Genomic DNA, 15,720 nt, shown 5'->3' on the forward strand with positions numbered 1-15,720 from the left:
GATCGCTACGCGGTCTCGCCGGGTTTGAAGTAGCGGCGCTCGTGGTACAGCAGTGCGTCATCCTCGGCGCCGAGTGAACCGTCTTCGATCTGTACGACGATCACGGCGTTGTTGCGAACAGGATGCACCTCGACGATGGTCCCGAGCATCCACGCGGTCACGTCCTCGAGTATCGGCACCCCGTGGGGGCCTTCGTGCCAGTGCTCTCCGACGAACCTGACGGCGTGGTCCGCCGCCATGCGTTCTGCCTGGTGACGCGAGCGAGGCCCGAGCGTGTGGATCACCACGTGATTTCCCACCGTCATCGCTGGCCACGAACTCGACACCTGTGCCATGTTGAACGTGGCCATGGGCGGAACTGCCGATAGCGAGGCCAGGGACGTTGCCGTGAAGCCTGCCGGTGATCCATCGGGCATCACGGCGGTGACCACCGCAACGCCGGCAGCGTGGCGGCGGAACGCTCGCTTGAAGGCGTCAAGGCCGTCGACGGGGATGTCGTGGCCGTCGCCTGACGCGGGAGGAGGTGACGTTGTCTCGTTCATACTGTGTGGTCAATCATCCTCCACCTCCGAGTATTCCTTCGACGACGGCGGTCATGAGACGCCAAAGCGCACGTGGCTCCCAGTTGGGCCAACTAACATTGAACGGCCATGATGCACACCATAGATCTGCGTGATCTCCCCTCCAGCCAAGCCGATCTCGCGCGAGTAGTTCCTCGTGCGGTCACCGACGTCTCCGCGGCTTCCGCGGTCGCCGCCCAGCTCATCTCCGACGTGCGCGAGCGCGGCGAAGATGCACTCATCGAGCAGGCCGAGCGCCTCGATGGCGTGCGACCGGAGCGGATCCGCATTCACGCAGACGAGGTGAACCGGGCCGTCAGGTCGCTGGATTCTGCCGTTCGCGAAGCACTCGAGACGGCCATCGCCCGAGTACGCCAGGCCACGCAGGCCCAGGTGCCGAAGAGCACGGTCACAGAACTCGGGCCCGGCGCGCAGGTCATCCAGCGCTGGCAGCCCGTGAACCGCGTGGGGCTGTACGTTCCCGGTGGTAAGGCCGTCTACCCGTCGAGCGTCGTCATGAATGTTGTTCCTGCGCAGGTCGCCGGGGTTTCGTCTGTAGCCATCGCGTCTCCGCCGCAACGGGAGTTCGGCGGATCCGTGCACCCGACCATCCTCGCCGCGGCGGGAATCCTCGGCATCGACGAGGTCTACGCCATGGGTGGGGCCGGAGCGATCGGCGCCCTTGCGTACGGGGTTCCCAGCCTCGGGCTCGATCCCGTGGAGATCATCACCGGCCCCGGAAACGTCTATGTCGCAGCGGCCAAGCGACTGGTCCGCGGCACTGTGGGTATCGATTCGGAAGCCGGCCCCACCGAGATCCTCGTGATCGCGGATGCCACGGCCGACGCCTATCTGGTCGCCACCGACCTCATTTCCCAGGCCGAGCACGATGAGCTTGCCGCCGTCGTGCTGGTGACCGACTCGCCCGAGCTCGCTGACGCGGTATCGACCGAGGTGGAACGGCTCGTGGCAGCCACGAACCACAGCGCCAGGGTCCGTATCGCCGTCGACGGAGTGCAATCGGCAGTCGTGCTCGTCTCAGACATGGCCGCGGCCGCAGCCTTCAGCAATGCCTACGGCCCGGAGCACCTCGAGATCCAGACGGCCGAACCCGGCGCCGTGCTCGACATGATCGAGAGCGCAGGGGCTATCTTCCTCGGCGCGCATTCTCCGGTCAGCCTCGGGGACTACCTCGCGGGATCGAATCACGTGCTTCCGACCGGTGGCCAGTCGAGATTCGCATCGGGACTGGGCGCATACACCTTCCTGCGCCCCCAGCAGGTCATCAACTACGACCGTTCTGCGCTGCAGCGCGTGAGTTCGCTGATCGTGGCTTTGAGTGAAGCCGAAGACCTGCCTGCCCACGGTGCGGCCGTCAGCGCTCGGTTCGAAGACCGCTCCTGACGCCAGCCGATAGACTCGCCCCACCATGTTCTGCCCCTTCTGCCGTCATCCCGACAGCCGCGTCATCGATTCCAGGACCAGCGACGACGGTCTCTCGATCCGCCGACGCCGCCAGTGCCCGGAATGCGGCCGGCGGTTTTCGACGACAGAGACTGCATCGCTGAGTGTGATCAAGCGCAACGGCGTCGTGGAACTGTTCAGCAGGGAGAAGATCGTCTCCGGCGTGCGCAAGGCCTGCCAGGGCAGGCCGGTTACTGACACCGATCTCGCCGTGCTGGCGCAGCGCGTCGAAGAGAGCATCAGGGCTACCGGGGCGGCCCAGGTCGATGCGAATGACATCGGCCTGTCGATCCTGACTCCGCTTCGGGAACTGGATGAAGTGGCCTACCTGCGGTTCGCCAGTGTGTACCAGGCTTTCGATTCGCTCGACGATTTCGAGGCAGCGATCGCGCAGCTGAGGATCGACCACGCCTCGGACACTGCCCGGGCCGCGGCGACAGACTGACCCCGCCCAACTCTTGGCTCGCCATGTATAACGTCATCTTCCGGGTCTTTTTCGCGCGCATGGACCCCGAGCGCGCGCATACTGTGGCCTTCAGGGTCATCCGATTTCTTCCGACCCTGGGTTTCGGCTCGGTCGTGCGCCGGTTCACCCGACCCGCGGAACGACTGCGGGTCTCGACTCTCGGACTCGAGTTCGACTCCCCGTTCGGGGTCGCCGCGGGATTCGACAAAGAGGGCACGGGCATCCGAGGGCTCGGGCAACTGGGCTTCAGCCACGTCGAGGTGGGCACCATCACCGCCAGGCCGCAGCCGGGTAACGAGAAGCCCCGCCTGTTCCGGCTGATCGCCGATCGTGCCGTGATCAACCGCATGGGCTTCAACAACCATGGGGCTGCCGCAGCCGCTCGCGTCATTCGCCGTGCGCGCGCCCGATCCGGGCGACCCGTCATCGGCGTGAACATCGGCAAGTCGAGGGTCGTGGACGTGGATGACGCGATCGACGACTATCTTGCGAGCACTAAAGTGCTGGCGCCCCTCGCCGACTACCTCGTGGTGAACGTCAGCTCGCCGAACACTCCCGGATTGCGCGGACTGCAGGAACTCGAAAAGCTCCGCCCGCTGCTGAATGCCGTGACGTCGGCGGCGGGTTCCACGCCCGTGCTCGTCAAGATCGCGCCGGACCTCACCGACGACGAGGCGACGGCGATCGCTGCTCTCGCCGTCGAGCTTGTCGACGGCATCATCGCGACGAATACGACCCTCTCGAGGGCGGGCCTGGCCACGGATGCCGCGACAGTGGCCGCGGCAGGAGCCGGGGGGCTGTCCGGGCTACCGGTCGCCGCCCGCTCGCTGGAGTTGCTCAGGCTCATCAGGTCGGTGGTGCCGGAAGGGTTCTGCGTGATCTCCGTCGGGGGAGTGGAGACCGCGATCGACGTCGCCGAACGACTGGATGCCGGTGCCACGCTCGTGCAGGGCTACACGGGATTCCTCTATCGGGGTCCCCTCTGGGCCCGGCAGGTCAACCGCGGACTGGCGAGACTGCGCTAGGCAGCCCCGCCAGCAGGGTCACTCGTACCGCAGGGAATCGATCGGGCTCTGTCGAGCCGCCCTGGACGCGGGGAGCACGGCGGCGATGAAGGCGATTCCCATCACGAGCAGCAGCACCGTCACTATCGCGCCGGGCGTGAAGGTGAGGATCTGCAGGCCCGCCAGATCGGCAAGCAGTCCGCCGGCGAGCACCTGGCTGATGATTCCACCCACGAGCATCGCGACGCCGGCCCCGATGGCGCTCCCGAGGAATCCGATAAAAACAGCCTCGGTGCTGAACAGGGCGAAGATGCGTCCGCCGCTCATACCCATCGCCTTCATCAGTCCGATTTCTCGAGTGCGTTCCTGCACGCTCATCAACAGGGTGTTGATGATGCCGAAGCCTGCCGCGAGCAGTGCGATCACCGCAAACGCATTGAGCACGAGGATGATCCCGTCGATCACAGACTGGAACGTGCCGATCTGGTCGGCGACCGTGGTGCCGGCATAGCCCGCCGTCTGGAGGTCTGCTTTCAGTGCCGCGGTATCTGCTTCGGTCGCGCCAGCCGCGAACGTGATGGTGGCGCTGCCGTATTGCGACGATGTGCCGGTCGGGATCCCGACATTCTGCGCGTCGTAGAGCGCGGTGGTGAGTGCTTCATTGAGGCTCGGCGTAGCGCCGAACAGCGTGGGTTCCTGCACGCCGACGACCGTGGCATCCACCGTCGACTGCTCGCCGAGGGCATTCGTGATCGCGATGGCGACCGATGCGCCCACGGCATCGTCGTTGGTGGAGAAGCCGAGGGTATCGATATAGGTGGTGGGCAGGATGATCTGGAGCTCGGAGCTGTTCGCGTCGAACATGGCGCCGGCCGCGAGTTCGATCCTGACCCCGGCGCTGAGGGGACTGACCGACAACTGGAACTTGCCGTTCGTCCCGTATTCGATGTAGTCCGGTCGCACGCTCACGATCGGAGCCGCGGTCCTGACACCATCGATCGCCCTGATGGCGTCGAGATCGTCATCGGTTATTGCCTGGACTGTCGAACCGGGAGGGCCCACTCCGCTCGACACCTCGGTCGAGCCGCTCTCCTCGTAGGGCTGGGGGCCCTCGGTCTCTGCGGTGGCTTCGACGGGCTTGGTGACGTTCATCACATCCGGAGCGCCGATCGAGGCAACCTGGCTGTCGATGTAGTTGTTGACGCCTGCACCGAGTCCGTTGGTGAGGGTGAGGGTGAACGCGCCGATGAAGATCGCAATGACGGTGAGGGTGGTGCGGAGGCGACTCCTGAACGAGTTGCCGATCGCGGTCGCGACGATATCCAGGGCCTTCATGCTCCGACCTCCTGCGTGTGGTGTGCGCTGACCGCTGGTTCGTCGACGATCAGTCCATCCCTGAGATAGATGCGGCGGGATGCCCTTGCCGCCAGTTCCTCGTCGTGCGTGACGATCACGAGCGTGATGCCCTGGCTGCGGTTGAGTTCGAACAGGAGGTCTTCGACGACGGCTCCCGTCGTCGAGTCGAGATTGCCTGTGGGTTCGTCCGCGAAGATGATGCGGGGATTGTTTACCAGCGCCCTGGCGATGACGACACGCTGCTTCTGGCCTCCCGACAGGTCGGTGGCCTTCGACCGGGATTTATCGGCGAGCTCGAGCTGCTCGAGCGCGGCCATCGCTCTCTTCGTCCTCTCCCGTGAGGGGATCCTCGCGATCTTCAGCGGCAGCATCACGTTGTCGAGCACCGTGGTGTTCGGTGTCAGGAAGAACTGCTGGAAGACGAAGCCGAACGTGCGGTTGCGCAGGGTGTTGAGGCGCGAACCCTTCAGTTTCGAGGCATCCGTGCCGTCCACGATGAGGTCGCCGCTGCTGGGCGCGTCGAGCATCGCAAGGATGTGCATGAGCGTGGATTTGCCGGAGCCGCTCTTGCCGACGATGGCGATGGACTCGCCGTCGGCGATGTCCAGGGTCACGCCCTTGAGGGCATCGAAACGGCTCGAGCCGCTTCCGTAGTGTTTCGTGAGGTTGCGAACGGAGAGAACAGGGGCGGTCATGGCACCAAGTCTGCCAACGGCCCAGGCCGAAGTCGTCGTCTCCCGGGTGGCTCCCAGATACTCCGGTGGGAGTCTCTTCGAGTTGGTATCGTGTGGCCCATGACCGACGGAATCGTTGTTACCCGTTCCTTCGCCTCGACGCCCGACGAGGTGTTCTCGGCCTGGACCACCCCGGCACACTTCTCGGAGTGGTTCGGCACGTCCGACATCCCAGTGGATTCGGTGACGATGGATGTGCGGGTCGGCGGAACGTGGGCGGCCTCGATGCATCTGGCCGACGGCAACACGATCGACTGGATGGGCGAGTACACCGAGGTCGACCGTCCAGCCAGGCTCGCGTTCACGATGACCGACACCCCGGCCGACGATGCACGGGAACCCGTCGTCATCGAGATCTCGGCGGTGGAGGGTGGGGCGCAGATGACGCTCTCCCAGGCCGCGACGGACTTCGGTCCAGAGCAGATCGCCGCGACGGCAGCGGGCTACAACCTCTTCTTCGACGACATGGAGTCGGTGCTCGCCTCCCTGTAGTCCTCGGCTCGATGGCCTAGGCGGGGAACTGTCCGCGCTTGACCTGCGGCTTGGGCAGGCGCATCACGCGAAGCTGCAGCGCACGCATGGCCGCGTACCACCGCACCTTCTCGACGCGATCGTCTCCGAACTTGGCGGCGAGCTTGCGCTTCACGATAAAGCCCAGCACGACGACGTCGATGACGGCCACGAGGAAGAAGGCCCAAAGGGCGACGAGCCCGATCGCCTGAACTTCCGGCTGCGGGAAGAACGTCAGGATGATCACGACGAACATGAGCGGAATCAACAGCTCGCCGACGCTGAATCGTGCGTCGACGTAGTCTCGGACGAAACGTTTCTGCGGCCCGCGGTCGCGCATGGGGAGGAACTTCTCCTCACCGGCGGCCATGCCGATGCGGGCGCGCTCGCGCTGGGCCTGCATCTGGCTGCGAGCGGCTTTTCTGGCTGCCGTGCGGTCGCTCGAGACGAGGGGCTGCTTACGGGCGAGCTCACGTTCGCGGCGGGTGGGAGTTGCGTGGCCCTTGCCGCTGGAGATGCTGTCCTGGTTGAGTTCGTAGCCTGCTTTATTGGCTGCGTCGCTCTCTGATGTCTTGGCCACGGGGGTTCCTCACCTCTGTCGAGCTTTAAGATTACTCGCATGACTGAAAAGCTGCAGCCGCATCCGCTCCTCCCCGAACTGACCGAGGCGGTGAGAGACGGGATGCCCGTGGCCATCGCCGAGCTCGGAAACCTCGTTCGCATTCCCTCCGTGTCGTGGGACGGGTTCGACCCAGCGCATGTTGCAGCCAGCGCTTCTGCCGTGAAGGTGCTTCTCGATGGACTCGAGGTGTTCGACACCGTGGAGATTTCGACGGCACCCATCGACGAAACCCGTACCGGTCATCCTGCGCTGCTGGCGACCCGAGCCGCGAAGAACGGCAAACCGACGATCCTGCTCTACGCACACCACGACGTGCAGCCTCCCGGAAATACCGACGACTGGGAGTCGAGCCCGTTCGAGCCGACGGTTCGCGGCGACCGCCTCTACGGCCGCGGCGCCGCCGACGATAAGGCTGGGGTGATGGCTCATATCGCCGCGATCCGCGCCTTCGTCGACACGGTGGGCCACGATTTCGATCTCGGACTCGTCGCGTTCTTCGAGGGCGAGGAGGAGTTCGGCTCACGGTCGTTCGAGAATTTCGTCGTGCAGCACCGGGAGCAGCTGGCTGCCGACGTCATCGTCGTCGCGGATTCAGACAACTGGGACGTGACCACCCCGGCCCTCACGGTGGGGTTGCGCGGCAACGTGACGTTCAAGCTGAAGATCTCCACGCTCGAGCACGCCTTGCACTCCGGGATGTTCGGTGGAGCCGCCCCCGACGCCATGCTCGCCGCCATCAGGCTTCTCGCCACCCTCCACGCCGAGGACGGATCGGTCGCGGTGGAGGGGCTGACGAGTCGTGAATCCGAAACTCCGGAATATTCTGAGGAGAAGCTCGCCGAGGAAGCAGCGCTGCTCGACGGTGTCTCGGCCATCGGCCACGGGGCGGTGTTGTCGAGGCTGTGGGACCAGCCGGCCATCACCATCACGGGGATCGATGCTCCCTCCGTGGTGAATGCCTCGAATACACTCGCGCCGTCCGTGACCGTCAAGCTCAGCGCCAGGATCGCGCCGGGGCAGACGGCGGTCGACGCATACACCGCGCTCGAGGCGCATCTCCTTGCCCACGCCCCATTCGGAGCCCATCTCGAGATCTCGGATGTGGATCGCGGCGACCCGTTCCTCGTCGACACGAGCGGCTGGGCGGTTGCAGAGGCGAAGGACGCCATGGCGCAGGCCTGGGGCGTCGAACCACTCGAAACCGGTATCGGCGGATCGATCCCGTTCATCTCCACGCTGGTCGAGAACTTTCCCGAAGCGCAGATTCTGGTGACCGGAGTCGAAGATCCGGATTCGCGCGCACACAGCCCGAACGAATCCCTCCATCTCGGGGTATTCCAGCGCGCGATCCTCACCGAGGCCGTGTTGCTGGCAAAGCTCGAAACACGAGCGTAGAATTGGACCATGACTGACACCGCCACGAGCACTGAACCCACCACCGAGGCCACGATCACCGCCGCGCACGGTGTGGGTCTTACTGATGCCGCTGCCGACAAGGTCAAGAGCCTCATGACGCAGGAGGGTCGCGACGACCTGAAACTGCGACTGGCTGTGCAGCCCGGTGGATGCTCCGGGCTCATCTACCAGCTCTACTTCGACGAGCGCACCCTCGATGGCGACGCTGTCGTCGAGTTCGGTGAAGGAGTCGAAGTCGTTCTCGACAAGATGAGCGTGCCTTACCTCGACGGAGCCATCATCGACTTCGAAGACACCATCCAGAAGCAGGGCTTCACGATCGACAACCCCAACGCGCAGGGCAGTTGCGCCTGCGGCGACAGCTTCCACTGATCTCGACAGCTTTAGGGAAAACGCGCCAGTAATGGCGCGTTTTTTCGTTGCCGGGACCCGGCGGGGTGACCAGTCGGGTGTCGCTCCCGTTATAGACTTACGGTGAATCTTGTCCGTGTTTTGCGAGAGGTAACTGGTGCGCTCCAACCGCCGTCTACGATGGATAGCCATTCCGCTTGGCGTCATCGTCACGATCGCCCTGGCCGGCTGCACGCCGGAACAGTTGCAGGGTTGGCTCCCTGGCAGTGGCGAGACAACCAACCACACGTCGTCGATTGTCGGCCTGTGGGTGACGTCCTGGATCGTCCTGCTTGCAGTGGGTGTTGTCACGTGGGGCCTCATCATCTGGACGGCAGTGGTCTACCGTCGACGCAAGGGTCAGTCCGGGCTTCCTGTGCAGTTGCGCTACAACCTGCCGATCGAGATCTTCTACACGATCGTTCCCCTGTTCCTCGTTCTCGGCTTCTTCGCATTCACGGCGAGGGACCAGGCCCAGATCGAAGAGCCGACCCAGAACCCCGACGTCCAGATCGAGGTCATCGGCAAGCGCTGGGCATGGGACTTCAACTACGTCACCGATGACGCGTACAGCACGGGTGTGCAGGCCGACTTCAACCCGGACGGCTCCATCAACACCGACAACCTTCCGGTGCTCTACCTGCCGATCGACAAGACGATCGAGATCAAGATCGAATCGCGGGACGTCATCCATTCATTCTGGGTCGTGGACTTCCTCTACAAGAAAGACATGATCCCCGGCAAGAGCAATTACATGTACTTCACTCCGACGGAGTTAGGTACCTTCCAGGGCAAATGCGCAGAGCTGTGCGGCGAGTACCACTCGCTCATGCTCTTTACCGTGAAGGTGGTGTCCGAAACCGACTACGAGGCGTATATCGCCGACCAGAAGGCAAACGGATTCGACGGCCAGATCGGGCTCGAGTACAACGTGAACCAGAACCTGCCCGGCAACGGCAGCACTGACGAGGGATAGCGATGACTACAACAGTCGAGCGACCAGCCACGATAGGTGGCTCGTCGACATCGGGCACAGTCGGCGGAGCCGCAGTCGAACGCAAGGGCAACGTCATCGTCAACTGGGTCACGTCGACTGACCACAAGACCATCGGGTACATGTACCTGATCACCTCCTTCATCTACTTCCTGCTGGGCGGTGTGATGGCTCTTGTCATCCGCGCACAGTTGTTCGCACCGGGCTTGTCGATCGTCGCTACGGGGGAGCAGTACAACCAGCTCTTCACCATGCACGGCACGATCATGCTGCTGATGTTCGCTACGCCGCTGTTCGCCGGCTTCGCCAACGTGCTGATGCCTCTCCAGATCGGCGCACCTGACGTCGCGTTCCCAAGACTCAACGCTTTCGCCTACTGGCTGTACAGCTTCGGGTCTCTCATCGCCGTCGCGGGATTCCTCACCCCTCAGGGTGCGGCATCCTTCGGCTGGTTCGCCTACGCACCGCTGTCGAGCACGACGTTCTCTCCCGGTTATGGCGGAAACCTCTGGGTCTTCGGTCTCGCACTGAGCGGATTCGGAACGATCCTCGGAGCCGTCAACTTCATCACGACCATCATCACGATGCGTGCTCCCGGTATGACGATGTTCCGCATGCCGATCTTCACCTGGAACACCCTGGTGACCTCGCTTCTGGTCATCATGGCATTCCCCGTCCTCGCGGCCGCGTTGTTCGCGCTGGGTGCGGACAGGGTGGTGGGTGCGCATATCTACGACCCCGCCAATGGTGGCGTGATTCTCTGGCAGCACCTGTTCTGGTTCTTCGGGCACCCTGAGGTCTACATCATCGCGTTGCCTTTCTTCGGTATCGTCTCCGAGATCTTCCCGGTGTTCGCCCGCAAACCGATCTTCGGGTACCGCACGCTCATTTACGCGACGATTGCCATCGCCGCTCTGTCGATCACGGTATGGGCTCACCACATGTACGTGACGGGTTCGGTGCTGCTGCCGTTCTTCTCGCTCATGACGATGCTGATCGCAGTGCCGACGGGCGTGAAGATCTTCAACTGGATCGGCACGATGTGGCGGGGCTCCGTGACGTTCGAGACCCCCATGCTGTGGGCGATCGGCTTCCTGATCACGTTCACATTCGGTGGACTGACGGGCGTCATCCTCGCGAGCCCGCCGCTCGACTTCCACGTCTCTGACACCTACTTCGTGGTGGCGCACTTCCACTACGTGGTGTTCGGCACCGTCGTCTTCGCCATGTTCGCCGGCTTCTACTTCTGGTGGCCGAAGTGGACGGGCAAGTTGCTCAACGAACGCCTCGGCAAGATCCACTTCTGGCTCTTGTTCGTCGGCTTCCACACGACGTTCCTCATCCAGCACTGGATCGGTGTGCTTGCGCTTCCGCGTCGATACCGCACCTATCTCGAGTCCGATGGCGTGACGTGGATGAACCAGGTCTCCACCACAGGAGCGGCGATCCTCGCGATCTCCATGCTTCCGTTCTTCTACAACGTGTACATCACCGCCCGCAAGGCGCCCAAGGTGACAGTCGACGACCCCTGGGGATACGGCCGGTCGCTCGAGTGGGCCACGAGCTGCCCGCCGCCGCGTCACAACTTCACGTCCATCCCTCGCATTCGCTCCGAGGCTCCCGCGTTCGACCTGAACCACCCCGAGGCCGGAATCCCCGTCGGGATCGGGGGAGTGGGACCCTTGAAGGACGCTCCTGACGCTCCCGTCTACGACCTCGGCGACGAGAAAGTCAAGTAAGCATGTCTACCAACGCACGCCTGTTCTGGATTCTGGCAGGCTTCTTCTTCGCGGCCGATATCGCGTACATAGTCTGGTCATTGCTTGTCTCGGCGAGCCCCGCGGCACAGACCGCGCCGCAGATCGAATGGGTAGGTACGGTCGCGATCGGACTCACGGGGGCGCTTTCCGCGCTCATCGCGTTCTACATCGGCCGCATCTACAAGTCGCAGGGTGGTGAGTTGCCCGAGGATCGCCTCGACGCGAACATCGATGACGGCGACGCCGAACAGGGATTCTTCAGCCCGTGGAGCTGGTGGCCCATTGTGCTCGCAAGCAGTGCGGCGCTGACGTTTCTGGGTATTGCTGTGGGGCCGTGGATCTCGTTCATCGGCGTTGCGATATTCCTGATCAGCATCGTGGGGTGGATCTATGAGTACTACCGCGGATACTTCGCCCGCTAGTTCGTTCAGGCTCCGCCCGGCCGTCGAAACCGATTCCTCCCGTGTCTTCTCGCTGCTCCAGCAGCTCGAGGGATATTCCCCGGAGCAGGAAGCGTTCGACAAGAACTTCACCTTTCTTCTTCAGGATGAGGCAACCACCCTGCTGCTGGTGGCCGTCGACATCGATGGCACGGTCGTCGGCTACGCGCTGACCACGATCACGCCCTTGCTGCATGTCAATGGCAGCTCGGCGCAATTGCAGGAACTGGCCGTGGATGTCGCCCGCCAGGGTGAAGGGATCGGCACTGTCCTTATCGAAGAGGTAGAGCGGTTGTGTCGTGAGCGCGAGGTGCGGCAGCTGACGGTGCCCAGTCGCCGTTCAGCCGACTTCTATGAGCGGATCGGCTACAGGTCCACCGCCGACTTCCTGAAGCGCAGCCTCGACAGCTGAGGCCCGTTTGATTTAACGTCGCCAGCGATAGGGTGTCGTCGAGGATACGGCGATGAGTCCCGATCGTTCGAGGATGGGTCGAGAGTACTCTGTCGAGTCGCTGTGGATCAGGGTCTTTCCCAGGACGATGGCGGCTCGCGCTCGTGCCGCCGTGAGTGCCTTGTAGATGCCCCGCCCGCGCCAGTCTGCCCTTGTGGCTCCGCCCCAGATCCCGGCGAACTGGGTATCGGGAACGGGCTCCAGCCTGCCGGCCGACACCATGATCCCACCGCTCTCAGCGACCCAGAGCTGCATTCCATCCCGTCGCGCCATCCGATTGAGCAGCGCAACAGCCATCTCTTCCGATACTGGGTCGCCGAAGACCTCATCCTGCATCGCGCTCATGGCGCGAACGTCACTCTCGGTCACAACCGTACGGAGAGTGATCCCGTCGGGAAGCGGGACCTCCGTCGCGAGGGCGTCGGCGTCTCCGATCATGATCGTTTCGGTGTCGTCTGCCACGAAGCCGTTGTCGAGTAATGCCTGCCCCAGCCCTGGAGCTGCGTCGTGAGCCCGAGTCTTCCACTCGACCCGGCTGATGGAGAGATCTCGCTGGAAGTGGTCGAGGGCCGTGGGCACGAGCTGGCGCACCTGGAGCTCAGTGAGGCTGCCGAGGTCACGGTAGGTGATGAACCCGCGTCCGCCGGCGAAGGTCACCAGCCGCAGCGGTCCCATCAGTTCGACAGAGGCCGCGCTGGGGGTTTCGGAGGCACTGCGTAGTTGCGAGTCATAGGCGTCGAGCAGCTGTGCGCGGAGGTTCTGTTGCACGGAAGACATCCTCCATCATCGCTCTCATGACGAACGCCGCTGACCCTCAGGGTCAGCGGCGTTCGATCAGTGCCTGGATCAGTGGTCGTCGTGCGAGCTTTCGATCTGCTTGCTCGTGACCGGCGAGATGCGGTCCTCGAAGAACCAGCTCGAAGCTGCAGCACGCACTCGCTGGTTGAGCGAAATGCGACCCTGGGCATCCGGTCGCACCATCAGTGGCTGGTACTCCTCGTAGCTCACGAGCTTCCACCGCTGGTACTCGTCGAGCTGCTCGTGCACCTCGATGTACTCGCCACCGGGCAGTCGAACGATACGACCCGACTCGAAGCCATGAAGTGCGATCTCACGATCCTTCTTCTGAAGACCGATGCAGATCCGCTTGGTTACGAAGTACGCGATGATCGGACCGATGATCAGCAATGCCTGGCAGGAATGGATGACACCCTCGATGGATAACCTGAAGTGCGTCGCGAGAAGGTCGGAACTCGCCGCCGCCCACAGCACGGCGTAGAACGTCACGCCGGCTGCACCGATCGCGGTGCGGGTCGGAGCGTTGCGGGGACGGTCTGCGATGTGGTGCTCCCGCTTGTCTCCCGTGATCCATGCCTCGATGAAGGGATAGAACGCGACCAGCGCGAGGAAGATCGGCAGGATCAACAGCGGGATCATGATGTTCAGCGACAGGGTCGCGCCGAACAACTCGACTTCCCAGCCCGGTGGCACGAGCCTGAGGGCACCGTCGGCGAATCCGATGTACCAGTCAGGTTGTGTGCCTGCAGAGACAGGGGAGGGGTCGTACGGGCCGTAGGTCCACACCGGGTTGATCTGGAACAGCGAGGCGATCAGCATGATCACACCGAAGATGATGAAGAAGAATCCGCCGGCCTTCGCGGCGAACACCGGCATGATCGGCACACCGACGACGTTGTCGTTGGTGCGGCCGGGGCCAGCAAACTGGGTGTGCTTGTTGATGATCAACAGGAGCATGTGCACGCCGATCGCGGCGACCAGGATGGCCGGCAGGATCAGGATGTGCAGCACGTAGAGCCTGCCCACGATGTCGACGCCGGGGAACTCGCCGCCGAACAACAGGTAGGAGATCCACGTTCCGATGACCGGGATTCCCTTGACCATGCCGTCGATGATGCGCAGTCCGTTACCGGAGAGCAGGTCATCGGGCAGCGAATAGCCGGTGAAACCTTCGGCCATCGCGAGGATGAAGAGCACGAATCCGATGAGCCAGTTGATTTCACGCGGCTTGCGGTACGCACCGGTGAAGTAGATGCGCAGCATGTGCAGGCCAATGGATGCCACGAACAGCAGTGCTGCCCAGTGGTGCACCTGGCGCATCAGGAGGCCGCCGCGGATGTCGAACGAGAGGTCGAGGGTCGACGCCATAGCAGCCGACATCTCGATTCCCTTGAGCGGCACGTATGAGCCCTCGTAGACGACCTCGACCATGGATGCCTGGAAGAAGAAGGTCAGGAACGTTCCCGACAGCAGGATGACGATGAAGCTGTAGAGCGCCACCTCACCGAGCATGAACGACCAGTGGTCGGGGAAGATCTTGCGACCGACCTCTTTGGTGATTCCCGAGATGCTCGTGCGCTCGTCCAGGTAGTTGCCTGCCCAGCCCGTGAATCGTGCGCCACGGCTCTTCTGAGCGGCGGGTGCGGGGCGGTCTTCGGTGGTAGTCATAGCTTGCGCTCCCAGAAGCTTGGTCCAACTGGTTCGGTGAAGTCGCTGCGTGCGACCAGGTAACCCTCGGCATCCACTGAGATGGGGAGCTGAGGCAATGGGCGCTTGGCGGGTCCGAAGATCACCGCTGCTTCCTGGGTGATGTCGAACTGCGACTGGTGGCACGGGCACAGCAGATGATGGGTCTGCTTCTCGTACAGGGCCACCGGGCAGCCGACATGGGTACAGATCTTGGAGTACGCGATGATGCCCTCGTAGTTCCAGTCCTCGCGACCGGCAGATACATTCAGGTCAGCAGGCTTGAGGCGCATAACGAGCACCGCGGCCTTGGCCTTCTCTTCCAACGGGTGCTCGGACTCTTCCAGACCTTCCGGAATCACATGGAAGGCAGAGCCGAGCGTTACTTCAGAAGCTTTAATTGGGGTTCCCGAGGGATCCCGCGTCAACCGCACTCCTTCTGCCCACAAAGTGTGCTTGAGCAGCGGCACCGGGTCTTCGCTCGGTGCCAGGTCACGGAATAAGGCGATAGCAGGTACGGGCGAGACGACGAGGGCACCGATGAGGGTGTTGCGGATAAGCGTGCGGCGCCCGAAGCCCGATTCCTTGTTGCCGAGAGTGAACACCTCAACGGCCTTGGCGCGGGTCTCGTCTGTGCCTCGGGTACCGTGGCGCTGCTCGACCATATCGTGGCCATCCATGAGCGCCTTCGACCAGTGCACGGCACCGATACCGACGGCGAGCAGGCCGAGAGCGATGCTGATGCCGAGCAGCAGGTTGTTCAGCCGAACCGATCCCATGTCTCCCGGGACGATAGGGAAGGCGATGTAGACGGCGACAGCCATGACGCTGCCGATGATGGACAGGAAAAACAGGCCGGAAACTCGACGTTCCTGCGCCTTCTCGACGGCGGGGTCCAGGTCTGCCACTCGAGGACGGTACGGCTCGAAGCCGGGGTTCTGGATGCGGTCAGACGCCACGACGGCAGTACCCGCTGGCGGCGGGTTGTTGCCGTACTTTTCCACGGTCGTGCCGACGATGGAGCTGTCGGTGGTGCCGTCGTGGTCGTGTGCCATTCTCTTCCCTACGT

The 15,720-nt window shown here is 63.3% G+C and carries 17 protein-coding genes; 10 read left to right on the forward strand and 7 right to left on the reverse strand.

Annotation, left to right across the window (positions count from 1 at the left end):
- Positions 1-5: 5 nt before the first annotated feature.
- Complete coding sequence (locus tag IWX81_RS02235; protein ID WP_199279639.1) at positions 6-542, reverse strand: flavin reductase family protein; 537 nt, start codon at positions 540-542, stop codon at positions 6-8.
- 108 nt (positions 543-650) lie between these two features.
- On the opposite strand from IWX81_RS02235, the gene hisD reads away from it, so the two are divergent.
- Genes hisD through IWX81_RS02250 form a run of 3 tightly spaced genes read left to right on the forward strand, consistent with a single transcriptional unit; the run spans position 651 to position 3,515 of the window.
- On the forward strand, positions 651-1,964 hold the full coding sequence (hisD, locus tag IWX81_RS02240) for a histidinol dehydrogenase (protein ID WP_199279640.1): 1,314 nt from the start codon (positions 651-653) through the stop codon (positions 1,962-1,964).
- A gap of 25 nt (positions 1,965-1,989) precedes the next feature.
- Entirely contained in the window at positions 1,990-2,469 is a 480-nt protein-coding gene (gene nrdR / locus IWX81_RS02245; RefSeq protein ID WP_199279641.1) for a transcriptional regulator NrdR, read from the forward strand.
- Between the two features lie 23 nt (positions 2,470-2,492).
- The gene (locus IWX81_RS02250; protein WP_199279642.1) at positions 2,493-3,515 is read left to right on the forward strand and encodes a quinone-dependent dihydroorotate dehydrogenase; all 1,023 of its coding nucleotides are present in this window, start codon (positions 2,493-2,495) and stop codon (positions 3,513-3,515) included.
- 18 nt (positions 3,516-3,533) lie between these two features.
- On the opposite strand, the gene IWX81_RS02255 is transcribed toward IWX81_RS02250, so the two are convergent.
- Both IWX81_RS02255 and IWX81_RS02260 read right to left on the reverse strand, forming a co-directional pair.
- Positions 3,534-4,829, reverse strand: coding sequence for an ABC transporter permease (locus IWX81_RS02255; RefSeq protein WP_199279643.1), 1,296 nt, complete (start codon positions 4,827-4,829; stop codon positions 3,534-3,536).
- Positions 4,826-5,545, reverse strand: a complete 720-nt coding sequence (locus IWX81_RS02260) for an ABC transporter ATP-binding protein (protein WP_199279644.1) — start codon at positions 5,543-5,545, stop codon at positions 4,826-4,828. Before IWX81_RS02260 ends, IWX81_RS02255 begins: the two co-directional genes overlap by 4 nt.
- 99 nt (positions 5,546-5,644) lie before the next feature.
- Between IWX81_RS02260 and IWX81_RS02265 the strand changes: the two genes are divergently transcribed.
- Positions 5,645-6,076, forward strand: coding sequence for an SRPBCC family protein (locus IWX81_RS02265; protein WP_199279645.1), 432 nt, complete (start codon positions 5,645-5,647; stop codon positions 6,074-6,076).
- Between the two features lie 16 nt (positions 6,077-6,092).
- On the opposite strand, the gene IWX81_RS02270 is transcribed toward IWX81_RS02265, so the two are convergent.
- The gene (locus IWX81_RS02270; RefSeq protein WP_199279646.1) at positions 6,093-6,674 is read right to left on the reverse strand and encodes a DUF3043 domain-containing protein; all 582 of its coding nucleotides are present in this window, start codon (positions 6,672-6,674) and stop codon (positions 6,093-6,095) included.
- Between the two features lie 39 nt (positions 6,675-6,713).
- Between IWX81_RS02270 and IWX81_RS02275 the strand changes: the two genes are divergently transcribed.
- From IWX81_RS02275 to IWX81_RS02300, 6 genes are all read left to right on the forward strand, one after another.
- Positions 6,714-8,111, forward strand: coding sequence for a dipeptidase (locus IWX81_RS02275; RefSeq protein ID WP_199279647.1), 1,398 nt, complete (start codon positions 6,714-6,716; stop codon positions 8,109-8,111).
- 9 nt (positions 8,112-8,120) lie between these two features.
- On the forward strand, positions 8,121-8,504 hold the full coding sequence (locus tag IWX81_RS02280) for a HesB/IscA family protein (protein WP_199279648.1): 384 nt from the start codon (positions 8,121-8,123) through the stop codon (positions 8,502-8,504).
- Positions 8,505-8,640: 136 nt separating this feature from the next.
- Entirely contained in the window at positions 8,641-9,498 is an 858-nt protein-coding gene (ctaC, locus tag IWX81_RS02285) for an aa3-type cytochrome oxidase subunit II (RefSeq protein ID WP_199279649.1), read from the forward strand.
- 2 nt (positions 9,499-9,500) lie between these two features.
- The gene (gene ctaD / locus IWX81_RS02290; protein ID WP_334592751.1) at positions 9,501-11,255 is read left to right on the forward strand and encodes an aa3-type cytochrome oxidase subunit I; all 1,755 of its coding nucleotides are present in this window, start codon (positions 9,501-9,503) and stop codon (positions 11,253-11,255) included.
- Between the two features lie 2 nt (positions 11,256-11,257).
- Complete coding sequence (locus IWX81_RS02295) at positions 11,258-11,698, forward strand: cytochrome c oxidase subunit 4 (RefSeq protein WP_199279650.1); 441 nt, start codon at positions 11,258-11,260, stop codon at positions 11,696-11,698.
- Positions 11,667-12,128, forward strand: coding sequence for a GNAT family N-acetyltransferase (locus tag IWX81_RS02300; RefSeq protein WP_199279651.1), 462 nt, complete (start codon positions 11,667-11,669; stop codon positions 12,126-12,128). Before IWX81_RS02295 ends, IWX81_RS02300 begins: the two co-directional genes overlap by 32 nt.
- 12 nt (positions 12,129-12,140) lie before the next feature.
- Here IWX81_RS02300 and IWX81_RS02305 read toward each other — a convergent pair whose 3' ends face one another.
- From IWX81_RS02305 to qcrA, 3 genes are all read right to left on the reverse strand, one after another.
- On the reverse strand, positions 12,141-12,935 hold the full coding sequence (locus IWX81_RS02305; protein WP_334592755.1) for a GNAT family N-acetyltransferase: 795 nt from the start codon (positions 12,933-12,935) through the stop codon (positions 12,141-12,143).
- A gap of 78 nt (positions 12,936-13,013) precedes the next feature.
- Positions 13,014-14,633 (reverse strand): cytochrome bc1 complex cytochrome b subunit, encoded by a 1,620-nt coding sequence (gene qcrB / locus IWX81_RS02310; RefSeq protein ID WP_199279653.1) that lies wholly within the window; start codon positions 14,631-14,633, stop codon positions 13,014-13,016.
- Positions 14,630-15,706 carry a cytochrome bc1 complex Rieske iron-sulfur subunit gene (gene qcrA, locus IWX81_RS02315; protein WP_199279654.1) on the reverse strand — a complete coding sequence of 359 codons (1,077 nt, stop codon included), beginning with the start codon at positions 15,704-15,706 and terminating at the stop codon, positions 14,630-14,632. The genes qcrB and qcrA overlap by 4 nt, the downstream gene beginning before the upstream one ends.
- Positions 15,707-15,720: the final 14 nt, after the last annotated feature.

Source organism: Salinibacterium sp. CAN_S4 (assembly GCF_015752305.1).
GTDB lineage: Bacteria > Actinomycetota > Actinomycetes > Actinomycetales > Microbacteriaceae > Rhodoglobus.